Genomic DNA, 22,159 nt, shown 5'->3' with positions numbered 1-22,159 from the left:
CTGCCACGCCGGACCCCGCCGCCCCTTTGGCCGGTTTTCAGCGCAACCCCATTCCGCTTGTCGTGTGATCGCCGATCTCCGTTGCGCGCGGAGTCGCAACATGTGAAGCTGTGTGCGGGCTCGCAACAACAGGAGACTCTCCTTTCTCATCAGTTGCCGCCGTTCCCGCTCTTGGTTGCCGTCGATCGGCTCCTGATTGCCACAGATTCGGAGTGTGTCCACCATGACCTCAGGCCTCGCCGCCCAGCACACCGCCCGCGCCGCCCGCTGGATCGACATCCTCCGGCGCCAGTTCCCCGAGCTGCTGGAGGAGTTGGCGCCGGGCCGCCCGGGCGCCGGGACCCGTTCCCGCCCGCCGCTGGGCCCCGCCGCACTCCGGGCGCTCGGCGACCGGGACGCCGCGGAGCGCGCCGACGCACTGCTCGGCGAGCAGCACGGCCGCGCCCCGCTGGGCGCGAGCGCCTCCCCCATCCGCCTCCATGTCTCCGACGCCATCCGGGACATCGCCGACGGGGTGGTCGAACTGGAGGAGGCGGTGTGGGAGAAGCTCGGGCTCGGCCGGCCCCCGCGGGCGGACGTACCGCAGCGCCTCGGCCGCGTCACCGCCCTGCTGGACGACATCGCCGGGCATCCCGTACTGGCCAGGCACGTCCTCGACGAGTGCCGCCGGATGGCCCGCCGCTGCGGGCGTACGCTCGGCGACCCCGAGACCATGGTCCGCGTCAACGGCCGTTGCCCGTGGTGCGATTCGGTCTCCCTGCGGGCCATGCCGGCCTGGCGCACGGTCCTGTGCGTCAACCCCGGGTGCCGGTGCACCGACGAGGAGTGCCCGTGCGCGGACAACGCCGCCCACCGGCACAGTTGGATGGAGACCGGCTGGGCGCAGCTCGCGGCGGACTCGGGGGCCGACGCGGACGAGATCGCCACGCTGGTCGAGGGCGCGGACCAAATCGACGAAGCGGGGGCGGCGTAATGGCGAACTCCCTTGCCGGGCCGACCGGTTCGTCCCCGTCGCTGGTGACCGGCGCCGCCGCCGGGGCCGAGGCGGGGGTGGCCCCCGCGACCGTACGGAAGTGGGTTCAGCTGGGTCATCTGGAGGCCGCCGGCCGTCAGGGGCGGACCCATCTCTACCGGCTGGAGGACGTGTTCGCGGCGGAGCGGGCCACGCGGGGGCGTAGCCGACGCGACTGAGAAACCCTGACGGCACGGCCGAGACCCCCGACCACATCGATCTTCGTCGCCCCGCCACACCCCTGGGTGTGGCGGGGCGACGTGCGTCCGGGGGCGTCTTCGGTAGAGCCGGAAACTAATAGTTGCGCGCGCGCTCGCAACGTGTCACAGTTGGCGCAGCGGCGGAGCTGTGCCCACCAGGGACACGGCCCCGCCGTTTCGCATATCTCGACACCTCAGACACCTCAGACACCTCAGACACCTCAGACACCTCAGATTCCTCAGACATCTCCGACATCTCCGACACCTCCGATACAAGAAGGGAGGTCTCACCGTGGCCGATCCGACGGTCACCTTCCCCGATGTCGAACGACTCGTCGTCGACTTCCTGACCGACCGTGCCGAGCTCTCCACCGCGACCGTGGACAACGTTCCGCCCAGCGGGTTCGACGGCACCCAGCAGGTCGTCCTGGTCTCCCGCGCCGGCGGGGCCTGGGTGGACGACCTGCGTCTGGACCAGCCGCTCGTGGACTTCGAGGTCTACGGCCCCACCAAGACGGCGGCACACACGCTGGCACTGACGGTTCGTTCCGCGCTGATCGCGTTGCGGGGGACGTCGTACGGCACGGCGTACGTCGCGGACGTGGTGGAGGCGGACGGGCCGCGGTGGCTGCCCGACTGGAACCGGGCCGCCGCCAATCGCTACTACGCGACGGTCCGGCTGCACATCCGCCCCGCCTGAGAGCCCGGTCGGCCATGGCGGTTCGTGTGTGCGGGGCGTCCGTGGCCGATCGCGCAGTTCCCGCGCCCCCGACGGGGCGCACCCAGCATCCATCTCTTCCAAGGAGTTACACATGGCAGGCAGCAACGCCAACGAGATTCGTGTCGCCGGTACCGGGCGGATTCTGGTCGCGCCGGTCGGGACGACCGCGCCGACCGATGTCACCTCCGCGTGGGCGGCCGGTTGGAAGGACCTCGGCTTCACCTCGCAGGACGGCATCAAGCTGGCGAAGAAGGACAAGCTCGACCCGGTCGAGACCTGGCAGTCCGTCTCCCCGGCCCGGTTCATCTACTCGGACCGCGACCTGACGGTGAAGTTCCAGCTGCTCCAGCTGAACGAGGACACCCTCCCGTTCTTCATGGGCGGCGACGCCGTCGCCGAGACCACCACCGGTTCCGGTGTCTACAAGTACGAGCTGTCCGCCGACCCGAAGTTCAACGAGAAGGCGATGGGCATCGAGTTCAGCGACGGTACGGACATCACGTACCGCTTCGTCGTCTCGCGCGGCCAGGTCACCGAGACCGAGGAGCTCTCGCTCACCCGTACCGCCTCCATCAAGCTCGGTGTCACCTTCACCGCGCTGGCCGTCGACAACACCAAGCCGCTGGCCACCTTCCTGATGAAGGACCCGTCGTACGGCATGGTCGCCTGAGCCGTCGGCTCCTGACCACCGGCCTTCGGCCAACGACCGGCGGTTCCTGGCCAGCGGCCTTCGGCTGACGCCGGCTGAGCCATCGCCCCCGCCCGCCACCGCGCGGGCGGGGGCCGCCCCGGCGGACGGGGCCGGGACCTCCCCCTTCCCTGGCCCCGTCCGCCGTCTTCACCGACCGACAACAACCACTCTCGATCCCGAACAAGGAGTTGCTCCATGGCATTCGACGTCGGCGCCGCCCGTGCCCAGCGGCAGGAGGCGCTCGGACGCGCCTGGTCGTTCACCATCGACGGGGACACCTTCACGCTGCCCACCGAGCTGACCCGCAAGACAGCGCGCGCCCTGCGCGACCTCGACGACAACGACGTGGACGGGCTGCTGCGCGTCCTGCTGGGCGACGCCCAGTACGAGCGCTTCGACCGTCTCGACGTCACCATGCAGGACATCGCCGCGATCATGGAGGCGTACGGCAAGGAGACCGGGCTCGGCCTGGGGGAAGGCTGAGCCTCGGCGAGTTCGTCGATGAACACGCCGAGGCCCTCGAAGCGGACCTGCTCCGCCACTACGGCGTGGACCTGCTCGACTGGCACCGCGGCCGGCTCACCTCCCGCCGGCTCGCTGTGCTGGTCAAGCACCTGCCACGCGACAGCGCGACCCTCCAGGAGCTCCACGGCGAGGCCTCCCGGTGGTCCGTCACCGACTACCTGCTGGCCTCCGTCGTGGACCAGCTCTCGGAGGCGAACTGGATGTTCGCCACGGTGAACCGGGACGAGGACTCGGACCCGCTGGACTACCCGGAGCCGGTGCCACGCCCGGGTTCGACACCGGGGGCGGGGGCCGGGGTGGAGGCCGCCGAGCCATCGCCGGCGCCCTCGTCATCGCCGTCGGCCGCCGCGCCCGCACGGAACCCGACAGCGACCGAACTCGTCCAGTTTTTCTCGTGACCCGAGGAGTGAACCCGTCCCATGACCCTCTACACCCCGCTCGGTGGGCTGCCGTATCCGCAGCCCACCGACACCGCGAACATTCCGCTGCATCTGCAGTCCCTGGCCGAGGGCATCGACGCCCGTACGGTCCTGCGGTACGCGACCGCCGCCGACCGGAACGCCGCGATCACCACCCCGGCCGCCGGGATGGTGGCCTGGCTGACGACGCCCGGCACGCTCAGCTACTACACCGGCTCGGCGTGGGTCGCGATGGGCGCCTGGAACACGTACACCCCGGCCTGGACGGCCGAGACGACCAACCCGGCGATCGGCAACGGCAGCCTGACCGGCAAGTACGCGATCGTGGGCAAAACCTGCCACTTCACGCTGCTCATGCAGTTCGGGTCGACGACGACGTACGGCAGCGGCAGCTACTACCTCTCCTACCCGGTCACGGCGGGCGCGCTCGGCGGGCTGCCCCAGCATCAGGGGGTCGCGACCAGCGGCTCGGGCGGCTCAGCGGGCCGCGCGATGATCACCTGCCAGCCGACCGCGAGCACCAACGCGACGACGTACACGCTGTGGGGTCCGGCCGCGACCACGACCTCCCACATCGGCCAGCTCGGCAGCGCCGGGCTGCTCGGGTACGCCTGGACGAGCGCCAACGTCATCCGGGTCGGGGGCTCGTACGAGGTGGCGTGACCTCGGCCGTACCGCGTGCGCCGCACGGCGTGCGGCGGGCGATGGCCGGGAACCGTCTCCGTTTTCCCCTGGCCCCCACAGGCACTTCGGGTATCCTGCGAGGTGCAATCGAGCATATGTTCGAAGCAAATGTTTGGAGTCTGGGAGTGGGGGCCGAGTGACGAACAACGAGGGCGAGGCGTGGGGCGGCGTCGAACTGGACAGGGCCGAGGCCGAACTCCGGCAGGTCCTGGCCGTACGCATGCAACGGGCCGTCCCCGCGGACCTGGTCGTCACCACCCGGACCGAGATCGAGAAGCGCGAGTTCAAGGCGTACGGGCAGGGGTGGCGGGACCGGGGCGAACACGAGGACCAGCGCCGCCGTGCCGCGGCGGCCCTGCGCAGCCAGAGCCACGCCCCCGCCGCACCACCCCACCGCGACGCCGGCGGCAAGATCCTGCCCTTCCCCCAGCAGACCCCGCCGCCGGCCACCCCCTCCCAGCCTCACCCGCACCCCCACCCCCACCCCCACCCGCCGACGGCACGCCCCCACCCGTCGGACGACGACCTGTAGAGGCGGGGCCACACATGCGGACACACGTGTCACTGGTCTCACTGGTCTCACTGGTCAAAAAAATCCCGGCGGTCCTGCCGCCGGGATGACCCACGTTCGAGCTTCGGAATCGTCGGCGACTTCGATCGAGCGCTCTTCTCGACGAAACGGGGGCGCCGTTTCCGGGGAGGCGGGACAGGGTTGTCCTCAGCCTCCTCCCGTTCGGCGCCGACGGATTCTCCCGTCTCCCCGTTCCCGGGAAAGGGGATGACCGCACCGCCTTCGAGCAGTTTCAGCTCGGGCCGCCGCAACTGCGGGGGCAACGACGCCAGGGCGTCGTTCCAGCCGTGCGCATAGGCGGCGAACTCCCGCCGCTCCATCTCCGCCGCGGTGAACAACACGACTTCCGAACCGCCGTGCGCCCGCACCAGCCTGATCAACTCGTCGACGAGTAACGCGACATCCACCCCCGGAGCCGCCCCGCCCGTCTCAACCTCCGTACCGCGCTCCCCGTCCACGCACTACCCCCGTCACGCCTCCACGAAGAAGGCCACTCATCCCCGTTACCGGTCCCCCCTCGGACCGATGCCCCACTCGCCGAAAACTCCGCAAAAGCGACCATTGACCTGCGAGTTTGAGCAAGCGGAGGATACTCGACGAACCTGTGCCCGTCACGCGCGTAAAGTGTGAAGGAAGCGCAATTCACCGCAAAATGGTTGCCAGTCTAATCGCGAACGGTACGGAATCAGGGAATCTTCCACCGGAATCTCATTCCGCCACACCGCAAATCCCGCTCGGCACCAGGTCAGCGGACGAAAATCAGCACTATCGCGATCCCGAGCACCAGAAGATACCGCCCCCGGAAATGGCCCTGCCCAGACCTTTATGGCCGGCACCTTCGATCCACCGGCCGATGAGACCGACCAGAGGCGCTCGGAAGAAAATCAGGAACAACCCGGTGATGAAGTCCATAACGCCCCCCGGATGGGATCGCTCCCCAGCGATCCAGCGGCTTGATCGTAGGGCATCGGATCTTCCTCGGGAAGCCCTATATTCCTGGCCCTCCGATGATGCGGGGCGCCGGCCCGGCCGGGACGCGTCGCGAGGCGGATCGGCGACCTGAGGCTGATCAAGCCTGGGAGAGCCGCTCAAGAAACCGTTCACCACTCGTAATAGGTTGCGCACGCGATGAAGAGGGCAAGGCACGGTATTTCAACGATCAGGACGATGATCAATACCGCTACAGCCCAGCCACGGCGCCGCGACTCCTCCACGAGCATGGAACGGCGCGGCTTCTTCGCGTCATAGACCACCGCCAGGGAATCGCCGGGCCGTCCATACGGCCGAAGGCTCCCCTCCGTTGTTCGATGTCTCGTTATCCCTTCGGCATCGAGGTACTTGTAACGCACGAAGTACGACCCCTCGGTGTGACGGAGATCGACGCAGGTCCCCTGTATTTCCACCCCGTTGCGACGGAGCCTCCAGCGCTTGAACAGAGGAATCCCTGGAACGAGGAACCAGGGAAGCGGCACGAGCGCCATGATGCCGGTTATCCAAATAGCGGGATGCATTTCTCCCCCGTGTGCCACCCGAGCAGGAACCCAGATCCTGCCAGTAGCACAACCAACCGTCAACGGTCGACAGGCAACGACAAGAAATGAGGTGTCTCCATGGCAGGCGGACAAGGCGGAACCGGCGGCGAAACGGCCTACGCAGGGCCGATTCCCACGTATTTCACCAAGGACGAGGCTCTCTATACGAAGAAGATGATCATCGGCCTCAGCCACAGTGTCACCGGAATCAAGGGAGATATTGAGGTCATCAAGGGCTCCCTGACCGGACTCGCCGTAGGCGTGACCCTCCTGAAGGCGGATTTCACCCTCGTCAAGCTGGACGAGAAAGGAATGACGGTCTTCGGCCGTCAGAAGTACACCTGGCCGTGGGTGGACCAGAAGAAGAGCCTTGAAGAAAAGATCCAGAGGGCCCAGGAAAAATCTCTGAAGAGCGATGAGAGCATTCAGGAGAAGCTGACCAAGCTGAGGCTGAAGATCGAGTCTTTGGATGCGAAGCGCAGCCAGGTCAGCCAACTCACGGCACAAGCACGGAACTCTCCCGACAGGGCCGGACTGGAGCGGCAGGCACATAGTCTCCAGGGAGACATCGGGATGGAGAGGTACGAGGCTCAGAAAATCCGGAAGGAAATCGATAAAGAAATCGAGAAAATTTCCAAAAACCGTCTGAAGATCGCGACGGCTCGGCGTGAGATGAGGGATCTCGCGACGGCCGGCAGCGCCAGCGACAAGGCGAGGGAGCAGATCTCGAAGAACGCGAATGCCGTACGCCGCGAGCTGTCCCAGTTGGCATCAGCACTGTGAAGGAGGAGTGAGAAAAAATGGGTCTCGCAAGTTCTCTCAACCAGGCATCGGCGAGTGTCGGGAAATTCCGCACCGCTCTCGGACAGGCCGCAGGAAGTCTCGGTACCTTGCGCCAGGCCGGCGGTACCGCCGATAGCGCGGTGAGCCGTATCAAGACGTCCGCCGGCCAGGCCACCCCGGTCCTCGCGAAGGTCAAGACCGGTTCCGATCAGCTCAATTCGGCATTCGGCAAGCTCAAGACCTCCGCCACCCAGAGCGGCACCGGCCTGAGCAAGGTCAAGTCGGAGGCGAGCGGTCTCAACACCGGTGTCGGGAAGACGAAGGGCGGCAGCGACAAGCTCAAGACCTCGCTCGACAAGCTCAAGTCGTCCGCCGACAAGACCAAGACGGCGCTCAAGGGCGTCAAGCAGCAGGCCGACGCCGTGGAGAAGTCGGTGGGGAAGGCCGGGAAGAACGCCGACAAGGGCGGGAAGTCCATGGGGAGTCTGGGCAAGGGGCTCAAGGGTGCCTCGCTCGCTCAGAAGGGGCTGAATCTGGCCATGGCGGCGAGTCCGTTCGGGCTGATCATGACGCTGCTGGCGCCGCTGATCGCCCAGTTCATCAACATGGACAAGGTCGCCGCGCTGGTCAAGCGGGGGCTCGTCGCCGCGTGGAGTGCCATCAAGAGCGCCTCGTCGTCGGCCGCGAGGATGCTCGGGCCGCTGTTCAAGGGCGTCGTCAACGGGTTCCTGCTGCCCTCGCGGATGCTGATCCGCGGCCTCAACATGCTCATCAGCTCCCTGAACCGGGTCAAGATCAAGGTCCCCGACTGGGTGCCGGTCATCGGCGGCCGGGGCTTCCAGTTCAACCTGCCCCCCATCCCCGTGCCGCAGCTCGCCAAGGGCGGTGTCGTCCAGGCCCGTTCCGGCGGCACGCTCGCGCTGCTCGGTGAGGCCGGCGAGCACGAGGCCGTCATCCCGCTCTCCAAGCTGGAGCGGATGCTGGGCTCCGGCGGCGGTCTGCGCACCCTCGCCTCCGCCGTGGAACGGCTCGCCGACCGGCCCGTCGTCGTGCAGGTCGACTCGCAGGAGATCGCCCGCGCGGTGTTCCTGGGGCAGCGGCAGCTCGCGCGACGGTAACGCCCCCGAACCCAGCGGCAACAGTCGACGGCCACTTTCGGCGCCGTCGGCTTTTTTCATGCCCATTCCACCCACCACCAGGGGAAACCATGGGAAATCTTTGGATCGGCCCGCCCGGTTCGATGTACGAGATCGATCAGGCCGCCAAGTCCTTCGACCGCACCACCGACCTGGGCGTCAGCGAGTTCAAGTCGCTCGGCGGCCGGGTCACCGTCACCCGCAACCTCGCGCCCGTACGCCGTATCAAGCTGGCCTGGGACCTGCTGCCCCCGGCGCACGCCCGCGCGCTCGACCGGATCGCGCGGCGCGTCGACGCCACCGCCCCCTCGACGGTGTTCCTCGTGGACCCGGCGTCCGGCAATGTCCTTACCGCCGGTCAGGCGCTCGGCCAGGGCGCGAAGGCCGCCACGGACATCACCGGGGCGGCCCAGTGGTTCAAGACCTCGACCGGGACAGTGGCGGAGAGTACGACGGCCCCCGGCACGTTCACCTTCACCGCGACCGACACGGCCAGCGCCCTGGCCTGGCGCTGCGTCGGCACCGTCGGCAACTTCCCGGTGGCGCCGGGGCTCCAGGTCTCCTTCCAGGCGCCGACCGCGATCGCCGCGCTCGGCACGGAGAGCGTCGGCCTGGACTTCAAGAAGGCCGACGGTTCGTACATCAGTACGGCGTCCGCCACCGGCCCGCTGGTCACCGGCACCGTCCCGGCCGGCGCCGCGTTCGTCACCCCGACCTGCAAGCCCGGCACGGCGGGCACGTACTCGCTCGCCGGCGCCTGCCTCACGTACGGCGGTACGGCGGCGGACGGCGTCCCGGGCGACGGGCTGCCGCCGATGTCCGTGACCGGCTACAGCGACGCGCCCGGCCGCCCGCTCCCGTTCCGCAACTTCAGCCTCGACCTCGTGGAGGTGTCCGGTGCAGCAGGCTGACGACGCCACCGAGTCCGCGCTAGCGGCCGGTGAGCGCACCACCACCCACACCACCCGCCTCGGCGGCGAGGACGTCTCGGCGCAGGTCCAGTCGTGGCAGGTGGAGAGGTCGTACGCGACCGATCTGCCGGCCGCGATGCGGGCCTTCTCCGGGTCGTCCGCGGCGCAGTTGCAGGTGCAGCTGTCCGGTACGGGCGGGGTGTCGGCGCCCGAGCTGTACGCCCCCTGGGCAGAGCGCGCCACCGGCGACATCGCCCGCCCGGGGCAGTCCGTGGTGCACCGGGGCGGCGTCGGCGCGACCGCGCTGCCCGCCTTCCGGGGCACCGTCCGCTCCCGCTCGGCCCAGGCCGGCACGGACACCGTGCAGCTCACCGCGCTCGACGGCGCCGAGCGGCTGCGTGGCCCGGCGCTGCTGCCGAAGCCGTACGCGGGGTTCAACTACGGACGCCCGGTCGCCACCGCCACCTGGTGCGTGGACGAGCTGCTGCGGCAGGCGGGCGTGCTCACCGCCCCGCCGGCCCGCTACCCCGACTTCGTCGAGGGCCAGCCGCTCACCCTGATCCATTCCAGTCTGCACGGCGGCTTCGCCGCACCGTACGGCCAGCCGGAGGTGCTGCCCCCGGCCTCCTCGTACACCTGGACCCGGGACGGCGCCCCGCACGAGATGGCGCTGCTGCCGAAGACGACCGGTGTCACCGCGAGCTGGTTCCCCCGCTCCCGGGTCACCGTGCCCGGCACCCGGCTGTTCGCCGAGGCGTGGGTCAACCCGGCCCTCGGCGCCGGGGACACGGTCGCCCTCGAACTGCTCCTGGACCGCACCGGGGCCGCGCGCGGCTCGCTGCGGATGGAGGTGAACTTCGCGGAGGGCAGCGTACGGATGGTCTCCGCGACCGTCGACGGCGCGTACTGGTACTTCCAGTGGAACTGGGCGGGGCTGCGAGGGCTCAAGGGCCCGTGGCACATCGGAGCCCTGTTCGACACCACCGGCAGTACCGGCAGCTCGGTCTACCCGACCGTGCAGCCCCGGCTGACCGGCCCCGACGGCACCCACTACCTGGGTGGTGTCGGCACCTACGTCGAGACCTACGGGCTCCAGTACGCGTCCGAGCTGCGCGAGCTCAAGCTCACGACCGACATGGCCGTGGAGGGCGTCCAGCTCACCCACGGGCTGTCCGCCATGCCGGCGTCGGCGGTCTTCGCGCAGACCGGCACCTGGACCAAGGGTGCCGAACTCGACGACGCCATCCTGCCGTTGTACGCGATCCCCCGGGTGTCGGGGTCGCAGTGGGAGGCGATCGGGCAGATCGCCAAGGCCGGTATGTCGACGGCCGAGTTCGACGAGCGCGGGATCTTCCGCTGGCGCAACCACACCTGGTTCAGCGAGATCCCCGCCGAGGCCGCCCTCACGCTCACCTCGGTGCGGGACATCGCCTCGCTGACCCTCACCGAGGAGATCGACGCCTGCCGCAACTACGTCGTCCAGCCCGCCAAGGTGTGGGAGGACTTCGGGGCCGCGGCCGGCACCACGTACACCGACACCGTGGTGCGGACCATCCCGGCGAACGGCACGCTGACCGTGTCGTACGTGATGGCGGAGGAGGAGTTCGACATCGGGCCGCCCACCGCGGACGACGACTCCGTCGTCACGGCGGGCTCCCAGGTCCGGTTCGCCACGACCGCGGCCGGGACGACGGCGGTCAAGGGCGCGGTCGACGTACTGACCCGCCGCGAGGACGGCCATCTCGTCGTGCGGTTCAGCAACCGCAGCTCACAGCCGCTCTACACGGCGACGAAGACCGGCACCCCGTCCGTCTACCTGATGACGCTGAAGCCGAAGGCGGACCCCGTCGAGCGGCCGGCGACGGCCTACACGGCGGGCACCCCGAGCGAGCGGTTCTACGGCCGTCAGGAGCACACCGGCGAGACCACGGACTGGATCCAGGACCTGACCTCGGCCCAGAGCCTCGCCGACGCGCTCTACGCCGCCGGGCTGTACCCGGTACCGGTCATCGGCGACGTGGAGGTGCTGTACGACCCGCGCGTCCAGCTCGGCGACGTCGTACGGCTGACCGACACCTCGGGCACCCGGCTCGACACCCTGGCCTGGGTGATCGGCATCAACACGACGGCCACCGCCGACGCCGGCGTACGGCAGACGCTCACCCTGCGCGGCACCCGGCGCAACGGGGATCCGGCCGACGCCGACCTCACACCGGACGCGCCGGCGGATCCGGTCACCGTGACCCTGTCGACGTACGCGTCCGTGACCGCGGCCTTCCCGACCCTGTCCGCCCTGACCTCCTCCGGGTTCACCTACGGCGAGATCAAGGAGTCCGCGTATGTCTGAGACGACGGATGACACGACGGATGACAGAACGGATGAGACGACGGATGAGACGACGGATGAGACGGGAGAGGAGACGGGAGAGGAGACAGCGGACGGGACGGCGGATCAGCCGGAGGCCGGCCCTGGGCCCGGCATCGCCTGGCCCGTCGAGGTGACGGTGAGCGTCCCCGACCCCGTGGTCGAGGACCCGGAGGACCCGACGGACCCGGCTGACCCGGAGGGCCCCGCTGAGCCGGAGAAGCCGGAGGGGCCGGAGGAGGTCGCCGAACCCTCCGTCTCCGGTGGCCCGACGGCGCCCGGCGACGACGCCGACACCCCGCCGGCCGAGGAGACCGACCCCGACGGGGGCACCTCCTCCGGCACGGAGACCGAGAGCAGCACCGGCACCGGCACTTCCGCATCGGAGGCAGGAACGGCATGACCGCCTACACCCCGCTCAACAACATCCCCTACCGTTCCTTTGGACTGAGCGGGAGTGAGCCCGATCAGCCGCACGCCCCGAACGGTCTTGGGCGCACTGGTCCCCGGCGTACTCGACCCCGGGGCGGCGACACGGATCCTGTCCGTGGTCCGGGCCCGGGAGGCCAGTTCCCTGCACGATCCGGCCAAGTGGGTACGGCCAGAGGCGGCGGGGAGGCCCTGAACCATCACGCTGGTGGAGCAGGGGCCCCGCACGCCGGCACCGTATCCGGCGTCCCAGATCGCACAGCCACGCTAACCCGGACGGCCCAGGGTGCCGCAAGCCCGCAAGCCGACCATCACACGATCGAGCTAAAACGACCTTATGCGCGCTCCTCGACGAGCAGTTGCCACCCCCGCCGAGACCCTGACCGGTGCGGCGGGCGACCCCCTGGTGGCCGCGTTCGTCGCGCCCCCGACCGGCAAGGCGATCGTCACGGTGGGCGCGCTGATGTTCAACTCGTCCGCCACCACCTGCTACATGGGCGCGACGATCAAGAAGGTCTCCGACGGCTCGGTCTTCCTGGCGTCCAGCATCGACCGCGCCACCATGATCATCGGCACCGACCGCGCCTCCACGTCCAGCCAGTTCCTGGTCTCGGGCCTCACGGCGGGCACGGTGTACTCGGCGACCCCCACGTACTGGTCGGCGGTGCCCACGAGCACCAACACGGCCAGCTACGACAACCGCTTCATCAGGGTCGACCCCATCCTCTGACCCGCCCCACCCCACCCCACCCCACCCCACCCCACCCCACCCCACCCCGCGGCCCCGGTACGCCGCCTGTCTCCCCCAGCGGCGCACCGGGGCTTCCGCTTGCCCGACTTACTTAATTTGCTCAACTCGCCCGAGTTGCCCGAAAGGAACAGACCCATGGCCACACCACTCTCGGCGGCCGCCTTCGAGGCGGCCCTGCGCGCCGAAGGCGTCAAGCTCAAGGAGTACGCCGGCTGGTCCACGCACAACCGCAACGCCGTAGGCGCCTGGGGCCCGGCCCAGGGCGTCATGCTGCACCACACGGCCGGCTCGAACAGCGTCGCGCTGTGCCGCACGGGCATGGCGGACCTGCCGGGCCCGCTGTGCGTCGCGGTGATCGCGAAGGACGGCACGGTCCACCTGGTCGGCTACGGCCGCACCAACCACGCCGGCCGCGGCTCGACGTCCGCCTACAACGCCGTACGCAACGGCACGACGCTCCCGTCCCGGCCGGGCGCGGACGCGACCGACGGCAACACCCACTTCTACGGCTTCGAGATCGAGAACCTCGGCAACGGCCGCGACCCTTACCCGGACGCCCAGTTGGCGGCGGTGGAGAAGGTCGCGGCGGCGGTGTGCCGGGCGCACGGCTGGGCCGCGTCGCGGGTCATCGGCCACAAGGAGTGGACGACCCGCAAGATCGACCCGACGTTCTCGATGGCGTCGATGCGGACGAGGATCGCGAAGCGCCTGACCGGCACGGTGAGCGGGGGCGGCGGCGCGTCCACCCCCGTGTACGAGCCCTTCCCCGGCGCCGCGTTCTTCGCCACCGGCCGCCGCGGCGCGGTCGTCACCGCCATGGGCAGACGGCTCGTCGCCGAGGGCTGCGGCCGCTACGAGGTGGGCCCCGGCCCGTCCTGGACCGCCGCCGACCGCCGCTCCTACGCCGCCTGGCAGCACAAGCTCGGCTACTCCGGCACCGACGCGGACGGCATCCCCGGCCCCACGAGCTGGGCGAAGCTGCGCGTCCCCCGAACCTGAAAGGAGCTCGGAAACCGATGACCGACTCGAACCGCAGAGCCCTGCGTACGGCGTTCCAGGCACTGTTGGCGGTGGCGGCCGCCGTCCCGCTGCTCGCCGGCACCCCCGAAGTGGCTGATCTCCCCGGCTACGCCACGCTGGTGGTCGCAGCCACCGCGTTCAGCCGCCTGATGTCCATGCCGTCGGTGGAAAGCCTGCTCCCGAACTGGCTGAAGCAGCGGCCGACCGCCCCGGCCGAAGGGAGCGCCCATGGTGAGCAATGACGAACGCGCCACCATCGCCCTGGAGTTGGAACGCCTACGCCGCGCCGTCGACGTCGGCTTCGCCACCACCCGGGGCGACCTCGCCCTCCTCCTCCAACGCGCCGACCAGACCGACAAGACCCTCTCCGAACACGAGGACCGCCTGGACGCCCTGGAGCGCTCCCGCTGGCCCCTCCCGTCCCTCGCCGCGGTCACATCCTGCACCGCCCTGGCCGTCACGGTGTGGTCGACGACGACCGGAAAGTAGCCCACACACCCCTGGGGTGGGCCGGAACTCCGGCCCACCCCTGACCGGTGTCCACTGGCCGGCTTCAGGCGTGGCTCCAAGGCCGGACCGCGCAGGCGTCCCAGGAGAAGCGGCGCAGACGCGCACGTTCGACGTGGGTGGCGGTGTCGCCGTAGGTGGTGTTGAGATGACGGCCGAGCACAACGGCGGCCACGCTGCCCGCGCCGGAAGCCTTCAGGGCTGCCGCTGCGGACTGGACATGGTGGCCGGTGGTCCAGGTGTCATCGATGAGCAGGACGCTCTCCCCCCAGAGCACCGACGAGGTGTAGCGCGAGGCAGAAGCTGCGCGGGCGAGCGTGGCCGCGTCCGGCGTCGGGGTGAGCAGGTCCCGGTGACGGTCGCGGGTCACACCGACCATCTCGGCCACCATCGTGCGTAAGGGGTGCCCCTCTCGCCCACTGGTGCTGGGCACAGTGGTCACGACGTCGAAGCCGGGAACGGCGCAGTGGGCCGCGAGACAGCCCTCGTGCAGGACCAGGAAGCGCCACAGCACCGCCGCCAGGCCCATGCGGAAATACTGCCGCTGCGGACCGGCGGTGTTCTTGTACCGCCACAGCTCGTTGGCGTACTGCTCGTTCTTGAGGGACAAGCTCAACGGGACCACGGCATCGGCGACCCCCGAGCCCAGGATCCTCCTGGCCTCGTGACACTGCCAGCAGGCGGGACAACCGGGCTTCGCGGGTCCACGGCAGACCTGACACACGCCCGTGCCCGGCAGCAGAGGATGAACCAGAAAGTTGGCGTAGCGGGCGGACAGCCCTTCAACGGTCGCCACCGCGATATTCCGGCTACGCCCAGGTCAGCTCGCCCGTGGTGGGGACGAGAGAGTCGAGGTGGCCGAAGACGTCGTCGGGGCCGTCGACGACCGTGGTGTTGGGTCGGCTCGCGTACTCCCGTGCCCATTCGTGGGTCATGAGGGAGCGCATGAGGAAGACCCGGCGGCCGTGTTCGAGGGCCAGGCGAGCCTGCATACGGGCTCCGCTGCGGTATGCCGCCTCGACCACGACCGTGGCCAGGCTGTAGCCACTCATCACGGCGTTGCGCATGGGGAAGGACGCCTGCGACGGCGCCGCGTCCGGCCAGAACTGGGAGATGACCAGCCCCCGCTCGGCGATCTCCTGCTGCAAACGGGCGTTCTGGGCCGGATACGTTCGCCGTAGTCCGGTGCCGACGACCGCGACGGTACGGCCGCCGACTGCGAGCGCGGTGCCGTGCGCGGCCGTGTCGATACCGGCGGCCAAGCCGCTGACCACCGTGACACCGCGCTCGGCGAGCCCGCCCGCGATGGCACGGGCGTGAGCGACTCCCTCCGGCGTGGGACTGCGGGTGCCGACGACGGCGACCCGTAGATCGTCCTCGACGGCGGTGCCGCGCAGGAACAGGAACGGCGGGCGCTGGTGGACCAGCCGCAGGTAGAGCGGATAGTCCTCGTCAAGGATCGTCACCAACCGCATGCCCTCGCCCTCCCACGCGGCGATCTCGGCGGCGACGGCTTCCAGATCGACGGACGGTTCGGTGTCGAACAGAGCGCCCTGTCCCGAGGCGTCGAGTGCGCTCTCCAGAACCTCGCGGGCACTCCCGACGGTCTCGATCTGATCAGTGAGCTCGGGCCAGGACCGCCCACCGCGCCGCAGCAGCGCTACGAGTGCGGCTCGCTCCAGGTCCTGGTCCATGGCTTGAGTATAGGGACGGGCCCCTGGCCGGGCGCCCGACAGCCGAGAAGCACCGTTCCAGCCGACGACCGCTCCTACGCCCACCGCGCCGCAGGCCGTGATCAGGCAGCCACGCATCGATACGCCCCCTCGTCCTCGCCCCCACCCACCTCGAACCACATGAGCTTCCCCCCTCCTCGCCCGAGCCCCCCGCCCTCCAGCGGCCAGCAGCCCCAGCGCTGCGCGCACTGCTGGACGAGGAAGAGGCCTCGGCCCTGGTCGGTGTCCATCGACGGCAGTGGTGGTGGGGGCGGGGCGGCCTCGGAGTCGTCGAACCGGGGCGGTACGTGCGGGCTGTCGTCCCACACGAAGACCCTCAGACGACCGCCGAGAAGCGCGACGAGGCGTACGGAGGACGGTCCCTTCGTGTGCTGGTACGCGTTGGTGACCAGCTCCGACGTCAGCAGCTCGACCACGTCGAGGATGTCCTCACGACCATGGCTCGACAGGATCGCCCGCACGGTCACGCGGGCGATGCGAGCGGCTCGGGGGTCGTAGGGCAGGCGAAGGGAGTACTGCCAGCATTCCGGCGAACGGGAGTCGGGCGGGGATACGGTGACCATGAACGCCTCCGGGGAGAAAGGGGACTTGGTTCGCCCAACGGGCCTTTTGGCGGTGGCAGTGCCTGGCTTGGTGCGCTTCCGGCTTACGGGCTCGGCCAGCTGAGCGGTACGTAACCACCGTAGAGCAGATGGTTAGATGCATCTAACAAAAAGAACGGAAAGCATCCATGCTTCACTCGTGTGAGGGATGCTCACGCCGCTCCGCGGCCTGAAGGGAGACGCCTTGCCGCCCACGAACAGTCCGACGCTGCGGCAGCGGAGGCTGGGTGCCGAACTGCGCAAGCTGCGCGAGCGGGCCGGACTCACAGCCACTGGCGCCGCCGCGCAACTGGGCGTCAATCAAGCACGCGTGAGCATGATCGAAACCGGCCGCACGCCTATCAGTGCCGACCGAGTGCGTTCCATGGCTCGGGCTTACGACTGCTCGGACGAGGCGTACGTCGACGCACTGGCAGCGATGACCGGGCGACGGACGCGTGGCTGGTGGGAGGCGTACCGAGAGCACCTGCCCGCCACCCTCGTCGACGTGGCCGAACTGGAGGCCAACGCGGCGGCGTTGCGCGTAGCGCTGGTGATTCACATTCCGGCGCTGCTACAGACCACGGACCACGCCCGCGCCCTCTTCCGTGCAGTGGTACCGCCCATGCGGCAGTACGAGATCGAGCACCGCCTCACGTACCGAATCAAGCGGCAGGGCGTCCTGCACCGCGACACCCCACCCCCGTACACGGCGATCATCCACGAGACGGCGCTCCGCATGGGCTTCGGCGGCCCCGAAGTCACCCGTGGCCAGCTCAAGCACCTGCTCGAAATGAGCGAACTGCCCCACGCCACCGTCAGGTTGATCCCTTTCGGGACGGAGTACTTCCCCAGCACGGGCCAGTCCTTCGACTACGTCCAGGGCCCGGTCTCACAGCTCGACACCGTCGAGCTGGATACGCACCACGGGGGCTGCGCTTTCCTCGACGCGGAGGCAGTGTTGAGTAAGTACCGTTCCGTGCTGGACCACATGGAGTCCTGTGCGCTCGGCCCCGCCGAGACACGCGACTTCGTCCACAAACTCGTCCGGGACACCTGAGAGAGACCAAACGTGCCCACCATCAGCTGGCAGAAGTCCACCTACAGCGGCGACAGCATCAACTGCGTCAACCTCGCCACCACCCCCTCCGGCCACGTACTCCTCCGCGAAAGCGACGACCCCGCCGTCATCCTCACGACTACCCCTGTCCTCCTGAATAGCCTTATACGCGCCCTGAAGTCACAACAGCCGACGCACTGAGCCAGAAGGGCAACCGTGCGCTCCACCCACTGGCAAAAGTCCACCTACAGCCCCGACGGCTCCAACTGCGTCAACCTCGCCGCCGCCCCCTCCGGCCACCTGCTCCTCCGCGAAAGCGACGACCCCGCCACCATCCTCACCACCACCCCAACCCCGCTCCGCTCCCTCATACAAGCCCTCAAGACAGCGGCGGCAACCTCTCCCTCTACCTTCGGGTAGAGATACCCCTCCTGCCGACGGCTGATGATTGGGCGGGCGATCGCCGGAATTCTGGTGGTCATGACCTTCCCCTCGCTCGTCATCGCCCTCAGCATCGTCGTGATCTGCGCCGCCTCCGCTGTCGCGGTGGCCAATGAGCCGCCGTTCTGGATGACGCTGATCGTCTGCGTGGCGACCTATCCGGTCGGCACCGCGGTACTCGGCCTGCCCGTACTCGCCGATGTCGGCCACGGGTTCGTGGGCGAGTGGAGCGTGCGCCTGGCGGTGGTGAGCGCGGTCACCGCGCTGCTGAGTCCCTACATCGGCGAGCGCGGACGCGGGCCCCGCGCCGGTGCTGCTGGTGATCGAGCCGGGCCAAGGCCTGAGCCTGCCTTTCATGGCCTGTGCTGGTTTCGCTCAGCGATGCTCTCCGGACGTCTGGTGGACTTGCCGCCGGGCGGCCGCAGCCAGGAGGTGGGCCATGCGCGGGGCGTCGTACCCGGCGTCGAAGACGATGAGGATGGCACGGTCACCCATGTGCCGGCGGTCCATGTCGATGAGGTCTTCGACCACTCGGGGACCTGGGCGGCGGTGACCTCGGCGGCCGGGCCCATGCGCACGGCGTCCAGGAGCCGGCGCCAGGAGGTCCGGCCTGTTTCCAGGGCGGCAACAAAGGAGTACGGCCGGCCGGGCACGAGCTGGTCCGAGGACCGATCACCGCGGCCGTGGACGTGACCGAACAGGCGGTCGGCGCTGGTCGGCGCGTCCGGGCGGAGCCAATGACTGATGTCCGCCGCCAGCATCAGGCGCCCGTCGGCGGCCTGCGGCTGAGGCAGGCCGGCCAGCACCTGCCGCAGCCGGGGCATATCGACGTTCCCGCGGGGCAACGCGTCGTACATGGCGCCGTACCCGCGCGCCGATGCCCGGCCACCAGCGTCAAGGTACCGGCGCGGTCACCGGCCCGTCCGCGCACAGCAACACCGGCTTTGTCGCTGAGAGCCGGGTTCTGGCAGCACCAAAGCTCCGCCCGGTCTGCTCGCCCGGTGCGATGATCACCCTCGTGTCTCCGCTGCCCGCCATGGAGTGCGGGGACGAAAAAGGCGTGGATGTGTATGAAGCCGTGGACAGCCGCAGGGCTGTGCGGGCGTTCAGCGATGAGCCGGTACCCAAAAAGGAAGGCGTGCCACGGCTGCGTACCGGGCGGGCGGACATGACAGAAACAGTGAGCTTCATCGGAGTGTGACCCGCCGACCGCTGATCCTCACGACAGACGGGTCGTCAACCTGTTTCGCTCCGCTCGAAAGCTCAGTCGTTGAAGGTGTCATAGAGGCGGACCGGGTAGAAGTCGGCGTTCAGGCCCGCCCCGCTGAGACCGCTGTCGTCCTCGGGGGTCGGATCCTCGGAGGTGGCCATTTTCATGCCGATGCTCAGCGGCAGGTTATGGCGGTTCGGCGAGTTCTGGGAGTAGGTGGGCTCGGTGAAGCCCATGCTGGTGTACGTCCCGGTGATGATCATGGCGTGGTCGATGGTGCCGTCGGGCTGTTCATCCTCATGCCAGTCCGCGAACAACAGGTCACCGGGCTCAAGTTCCCACACGTCCTGGGCAGGGCCGTTCGGGTCGCCGTCTTCGGGCGGCCAGATGGCCTTGTTCTCGCCGCGCCCGCTCAGGACTGCGAAGCCGCGCAGCCAGTCGGCATAGATCCAGGACTTGGTCTGGCCCCAGAACTGATCCGGTCCGGTGAGGTTGACGTCCCAGTTGAGCGGGTTGGAGGTATCGAAGCCGCCGGTCTGGGGCCAGCCTCCCGCGTCCAGGGCCTGGGAGACGAAGTTCGCGCAGTTCGTGGACCCCAGATCCTCGTAGTCGGGGTTACGGACGTCGTCGTAGACCCACTCCATGCCATCGAAGTACATCGTCCGGGACCACTTCAGCGCGTAAGCCCGCGCCGCGTCCCGGTCGTAGGTGTGCTCCGCCAGCGCGCTCACGCCGTCGGCTGCCGCCGGGACGTCACCCCGGGAGATCGTGGCATTGTCGGCGGTCTCGGACACCGGGGCGGAGGTGGACCCGATCGGCGCGTAGGCCACGTCGGTGATGGTCCACGTCCGCTTCTCTCGCTTCAGGGTCACCACGTAGGTGTCGCCCAGGCTCGACTGCCCCAAGGAGGTGTCGTTCCACGTCAGGGCCGTCCCGGAGTTTATGGTCACGGTCGCGGTCCGGCCGGAGAACTTCACCTTGGCGTCGCCGGCGAAACCGGTGGCGACCTCGGTGGCATGCAGCCCGTTGTCCTCGGCGGCGCCGGCGGCGAGCGTGGCCGGGCCGGTGGCGAATGCGGCCGGCTGCGCGGCCACCTCAGCTCCCTGCCGCTCGATCGCAACCAAGGCGGCCGCCGTGTTCTGCGGGTCCTTCCAGCCGGCGTCCCGGGCGCTGAGATACTCCCGCACCAGATCCAGGACAACCCGCTTGTGGCCGCCCAGCGTCACCGACAGGTCCAGGAACCGCTTGCCTCCCAGCCCGATGCCGATATCGACCCCGGTCCCGGTCCCGGTCCCGGCGGTCAGATCCCCGGCGCCGGGGAGGGCAGTGACCGGGGCGGCAGGCAGGACCAACGCGGCGGCCAAACCAAGCGTGATCGTGATGCGTCGTCTACGGGATCTCATCCTTGACGTCCTCTCATCCATCGACTCGGCGCGGTGCGCAAGATGACGAAGGCGGACGACATGCACGGGCAGCCCGGCTGCGCCACAGATTGCCCCGTCGAAGCCTTGCGCCACGGCTCCCCCGACCGCCGTTGCACGGCCGGTTCCGCCGGACAACACCCTCCGGGCCCCGGCTCGGTGGCACAACCTGAAACATTGCAGGTACACCTCGCCCCCGAGCCTCCGCACGCTGTGCGGTCGGAAGGCGGGCTGATGACAATGCCGTTGACGTAGCTCCGGTCGGGCGGGGTGTCGGTGTCGGGCGGGGTGTCGGTGTCGGGGGTGGGTCGGTGTCGTCGTATCTGCCCGATCCGGCAGGGATCGGTGTGCTGACGCGGGTGTTCCCGCCAGCCCTGGTGGATGAGTTGATGGCGGCGTGCGACCGGACGGAGCGGCGCGGGCGGCTGCCGCCGGCCCGTCGGAGGGACAGCTCAGCGGGCCGGCCTCGGACGTCCGGAAGGCGACGGCCGCTGAGAACGCGTGACCCGGCGAGGCGTCAGCCCGACACCTCCCCCACATAGCTGAGCGTGTCCGTGCCGCCCGCCTCCCAGGTGATGACCACCTCGTCGCCGGAGCGGCGGACCGTGGCGAAGGTGATGTCGTCGTCGCTGATGTCCGGCGAGGCCATGGGCCTGAGGGCCATGCGGAAGTTGTTGTCGTCGCGGTAGGCGCCGACGCCGGTCATGATGCCCTTGCCGCCGACCATGTCGATGTAGGAGAGGGCGTGCTGGCCCTTGTTGTCCCCGGTGGTCTGCTCGTCGCCGATGGTCAGGGTGCGGGCGTCGTCGTCCTGCCACTGGCCCTCGACGCCCTCGCCGGGCGCGGTGGACGAGTCGCCGTCGTCCAGGCCGCCGTCGGGCGTCCCGGTGGCCTCGTCGGTGGCCTCCTCCGACTCCGTCGCGCTCTCGGACTCGGTCGCCGTCGCGGACACGCTCTGGCCCGGCGTGGCCGAAGTCGCGTCGTCACCGCTGCTGGTGAGGAGGAATATGCCGCCGCCGATCACCGCCAGCGCCGCCACGGCGGCCACGATGATCAGCGCGACCTTGCCACCACCGCCACCGGAGGGCGGGGGCGGCGGCGGGTAACCCCCGTACTGCTGCCCGTAGCCGGGCGGCCCCGGCATACCCGGAGCACCCGGAGCCCCGTACGGCGGCTGCCCGCCACCCCCGTACGGCTGCTGCTGCGGACCCGCCCCGTACGGCTGCTGCGGACCCGTCGCGTACGGGTTCGGCGGCTGGCCGGGAGCCTGGCCCGGGGCGGGGGCCGGCGGCTGGCCGTAGCCGCCGCCACCGGGTCCCGGCGGGGGCGGATACGACCCCGGGTACGGCTGCTGCGGCGGCTGGGCGCCGTAACCGTCTTGCGGCGGCTGGCCGGGGGGCTGAGTCATGGGCGGGTGTCACTCCTCGGGTCGCTTCGGCGAGGCACGGAACACCTG

General features: G+C 69.5%; 27 protein-coding genes and 2 pseudogenes. 21 read left to right on the top strand and 8 right to left on the bottom strand.

Features of this window, described 5'->3' with window-relative positions; translation table 11 throughout:
• The first annotated feature begins 223 nt into the window (after window positions 1-223).
• From I8N67_RS15890 to I8N67_RS15855, 8 genes are all read left to right on the top strand, one after another.
• Window positions 224-973 carry a hypothetical protein gene (locus tag I8N67_RS15890; protein ID WP_200303753.1) on the top strand — a complete coding sequence of 250 codons (750 nt, stop codon included), beginning with the start codon at window positions 224-226 and terminating at the stop codon, window positions 971-973.
• A complete protein-coding gene (locus I8N67_RS15885) occupies window positions 973-1,191 on the top strand; it encodes a hypothetical protein (protein ID WP_200303752.1) in 219 nt (72 codons plus the stop codon). The genes I8N67_RS15890 and I8N67_RS15885 overlap by 1 nt, the downstream gene beginning before the upstream one ends.
• A 313-nt stretch (window positions 1,192-1,504) precedes the next feature.
• On the top strand, window positions 1,505-1,912 hold the full coding sequence (locus I8N67_RS15880) for a phage tail termination protein (protein WP_200303751.1): 408 nt from the start codon (window positions 1,505-1,507) through the stop codon (window positions 1,910-1,912).
• Between the two features lie 112 nt (window positions 1,913-2,024).
• Complete coding sequence (locus I8N67_RS15875; protein WP_200303750.1) at window positions 2,025-2,603, top strand: phage tail tube protein; 579 nt, start codon at window positions 2,025-2,027, stop codon at window positions 2,601-2,603.
• A 216-nt stretch (window positions 2,604-2,819) separates the two neighbouring features.
• Window positions 2,820-3,107 (top strand): hypothetical protein, encoded by a 288-nt coding sequence (locus tag I8N67_RS15870; RefSeq protein WP_200303749.1) that lies wholly within the window; start codon window positions 2,820-2,822, stop codon window positions 3,105-3,107.
• A 65-nt stretch (window positions 3,108-3,172) separates the two neighbouring features.
• A complete protein-coding gene (locus I8N67_RS15865; protein ID WP_200303748.1) occupies window positions 3,173-3,547 on the top strand; it encodes a hypothetical protein in 375 nt (124 codons plus the stop codon).
• A gap of 21 nt (window positions 3,548-3,568) precedes the next feature.
• Window positions 3,569-4,231 carry a hypothetical protein gene (locus I8N67_RS15860; protein ID WP_200303747.1) on the top strand — a complete coding sequence of 221 codons (663 nt, stop codon included), beginning with the start codon at window positions 3,569-3,571 and terminating at the stop codon, window positions 4,229-4,231.
• Window positions 4,232-4,388: 157 nt separating this feature from the next.
• Window positions 4,389-4,784, top strand: coding sequence for a hypothetical protein (locus I8N67_RS15855; protein ID WP_200303746.1), 396 nt, complete (start codon window positions 4,389-4,391; stop codon window positions 4,782-4,784).
• Window positions 4,785-4,831: 47 nt separating this feature from the next.
• On the opposite strand, the gene I8N67_RS15850 is transcribed toward I8N67_RS15855, so the two are convergent.
• Together I8N67_RS15850 and I8N67_RS15845 are read right to left on the bottom strand one after the other, a co-directional pair.
• On the bottom strand, window positions 4,832-5,281 hold the full coding sequence (locus I8N67_RS15850; RefSeq protein WP_200303745.1) for a hypothetical protein: 450 nt from the start codon (window positions 5,279-5,281) through the stop codon (window positions 4,832-4,834).
• 642 nt (window positions 5,282-5,923) lie between these two features.
• Entirely contained in the window at window positions 5,924-6,304 is a 381-nt protein-coding gene (locus I8N67_RS15845; RefSeq protein WP_200303744.1) for a DUF3592 domain-containing protein, read from the bottom strand.
• Between the two features lie 129 nt (window positions 6,305-6,433).
• Here I8N67_RS15845 and I8N67_RS15840 point away from each other — a divergent pair, with 129 nt between their 5' ends.
• The 9 genes from I8N67_RS15840 (at window position 6,434) to I8N67_RS15800 (ending at window position 14,239) form a co-directional block, all read left to right on the top strand.
• Complete coding sequence (locus tag I8N67_RS15840) at window positions 6,434-7,138, top strand: hypothetical protein (protein ID WP_200303743.1); 705 nt, start codon at window positions 6,434-6,436, stop codon at window positions 7,136-7,138.
• 140 nt (window positions 7,139-7,278) lie between these two features.
• Window positions 7,279-8,256 carry a hypothetical protein gene (locus I8N67_RS15835; RefSeq protein WP_307835251.1) on the top strand — a complete coding sequence of 326 codons (978 nt, stop codon included), beginning with the start codon at window positions 7,279-7,281 and terminating at the stop codon, window positions 8,254-8,256.
• Window positions 8,257-8,345: 89 nt separating this feature from the next.
• On the top strand, window positions 8,346-9,185 hold the full coding sequence (locus tag I8N67_RS15830; RefSeq protein WP_200303741.1) for a hypothetical protein: 840 nt from the start codon (window positions 8,346-8,348) through the stop codon (window positions 9,183-9,185).
• A complete protein-coding gene (locus I8N67_RS15825) occupies window positions 9,172-11,532 on the top strand; it encodes a hypothetical protein (RefSeq protein ID WP_200303740.1) in 2,361 nt (786 codons plus the stop codon). The genes I8N67_RS15830 and I8N67_RS15825 overlap by 14 nt, the downstream gene beginning before the upstream one ends.
• The gene (locus I8N67_RS15820; RefSeq protein ID WP_200303739.1) at window positions 11,525-11,953 is read left to right on the top strand and encodes a hypothetical protein; all 429 of its coding nucleotides are present in this window, start codon (window positions 11,525-11,527) and stop codon (window positions 11,951-11,953) included. Before I8N67_RS15825 ends, I8N67_RS15820 begins: the two co-directional genes overlap by 8 nt.
• 363 nt (window positions 11,954-12,316) lie before the next feature.
• Complete coding sequence (locus I8N67_RS15815) at window positions 12,317-12,709, top strand: hypothetical protein (protein ID WP_200303738.1); 393 nt, start codon at window positions 12,317-12,319, stop codon at window positions 12,707-12,709.
• 156 nt (window positions 12,710-12,865) lie between these two features.
• Entirely contained in the window at window positions 12,866-13,729 is an 864-nt protein-coding gene (locus I8N67_RS15810) for a peptidoglycan-binding protein (RefSeq protein ID WP_200303737.1), read from the top strand.
• Window positions 13,730-13,746: 17 nt separating this feature from the next.
• A complete protein-coding gene (locus I8N67_RS15805) occupies window positions 13,747-13,992 on the top strand; it encodes a hypothetical protein (protein WP_200303736.1) in 246 nt (81 codons plus the stop codon).
• A complete protein-coding gene (locus I8N67_RS15800) occupies window positions 13,979-14,239 on the top strand; it encodes a hypothetical protein (RefSeq protein WP_200303735.1) in 261 nt (86 codons plus the stop codon). Before I8N67_RS15805 ends, I8N67_RS15800 begins: the two co-directional genes overlap by 14 nt.
• Window positions 14,240-14,303: 64 nt before the next feature.
• On the opposite strand, the gene I8N67_RS15795 is transcribed toward I8N67_RS15800, so the two are convergent.
• From I8N67_RS15795 to I8N67_RS15785, 3 genes are all read right to left on the bottom strand, one after another.
• On the bottom strand, window positions 14,304-14,882 hold the full coding sequence (locus I8N67_RS15795; RefSeq protein WP_307835250.1) for a hypothetical protein: 579 nt from the start codon (window positions 14,880-14,882) through the stop codon (window positions 14,304-14,306).
• A 184-nt stretch (window positions 14,883-15,066) separates the two neighbouring features.
• Window positions 15,067-15,951, bottom strand: coding sequence for a DNA-processing protein DprA (locus I8N67_RS15790; RefSeq protein ID WP_200303733.1), 885 nt, complete (start codon window positions 15,949-15,951; stop codon window positions 15,067-15,069).
• A gap of 101 nt (window positions 15,952-16,052) precedes the next feature.
• Window positions 16,053-16,553, bottom strand: coding sequence for an ATP-binding protein (locus tag I8N67_RS15785; RefSeq protein WP_200303732.1), 501 nt, complete (start codon window positions 16,551-16,553; stop codon window positions 16,053-16,055).
• A gap of 223 nt (window positions 16,554-16,776) precedes the next feature.
• Between I8N67_RS15785 and I8N67_RS15780 the strand changes: the two genes are divergently transcribed.
• Genes I8N67_RS15780 through I8N67_RS15770 form a run of 3 tightly spaced genes read left to right on the top strand, consistent with a single transcriptional unit; the run spans window position 16,777 to window position 18,051 of the window.
• Window positions 16,777-17,631 carry a helix-turn-helix domain-containing protein gene (locus I8N67_RS15780; RefSeq protein ID WP_200303731.1) on the top strand — a complete coding sequence of 285 codons (855 nt, stop codon included), beginning with the start codon at window positions 16,777-16,779 and terminating at the stop codon, window positions 17,629-17,631.
• 12 nt (window positions 17,632-17,643) lie between these two features.
• On the top strand, window positions 17,644-17,832 hold the full coding sequence (locus I8N67_RS15775) for a DUF397 domain-containing protein (RefSeq protein ID WP_200303730.1): 189 nt from the start codon (window positions 17,644-17,646) through the stop codon (window positions 17,830-17,832).
• A gap of 15 nt (window positions 17,833-17,847) precedes the next feature.
• Window positions 17,848-18,051 (top strand): DUF397 domain-containing protein, encoded by a 204-nt coding sequence (locus I8N67_RS15770; protein WP_200303729.1) that lies wholly within the window; start codon window positions 17,848-17,850, stop codon window positions 18,049-18,051.
• 447 nt (window positions 18,052-18,498) lie between these two features.
• Here the strand turns inward: I8N67_RS15770 and I8N67_RS15765 are convergent.
• Window positions 18,499-19,008, bottom strand: a pseudogene (locus tag I8N67_RS15765) (transposase); the annotation flags it as partial.
• Between the two features lie 124 nt (window positions 19,009-19,132).
• Here I8N67_RS15765 and I8N67_RS44600 point away from each other — a divergent pair.
• A pseudogene (locus I8N67_RS44600) lies at window positions 19,133-19,204 on the top strand (nitroreductase); the annotation flags it as partial.
• Between the two features lie 131 nt (window positions 19,205-19,335).
• Here I8N67_RS44600 and I8N67_RS15755 read toward each other — a convergent pair.
• Entirely contained in the window at window positions 19,336-20,685 is a 1,350-nt protein-coding gene (locus I8N67_RS15755; protein ID WP_200303728.1) for an amidase domain-containing protein, read from the bottom strand.
• A gap of 535 nt (window positions 20,686-21,220) precedes the next feature.
• Window positions 21,221-22,111 (bottom strand): hypothetical protein, encoded by an 891-nt coding sequence (locus I8N67_RS15745; protein WP_200303726.1) that lies wholly within the window; start codon window positions 22,109-22,111, stop codon window positions 21,221-21,223.
• Between the last annotated feature and the right edge of the window lie 48 nt (window positions 22,112-22,159).

The sequence above is a fragment of the Streptomyces adelaidensis genome (assembly GCF_016598475.1).
Classification (GTDB): domain Bacteria; phylum Actinomycetota; class Actinomycetes; order Streptomycetales; family Streptomycetaceae; genus Streptomyces; species Streptomyces adelaidensis.
Note: the sequence above shows the minus strand (reverse complement) of the source record. Positions and strands in the feature narration are given on the sequence as shown.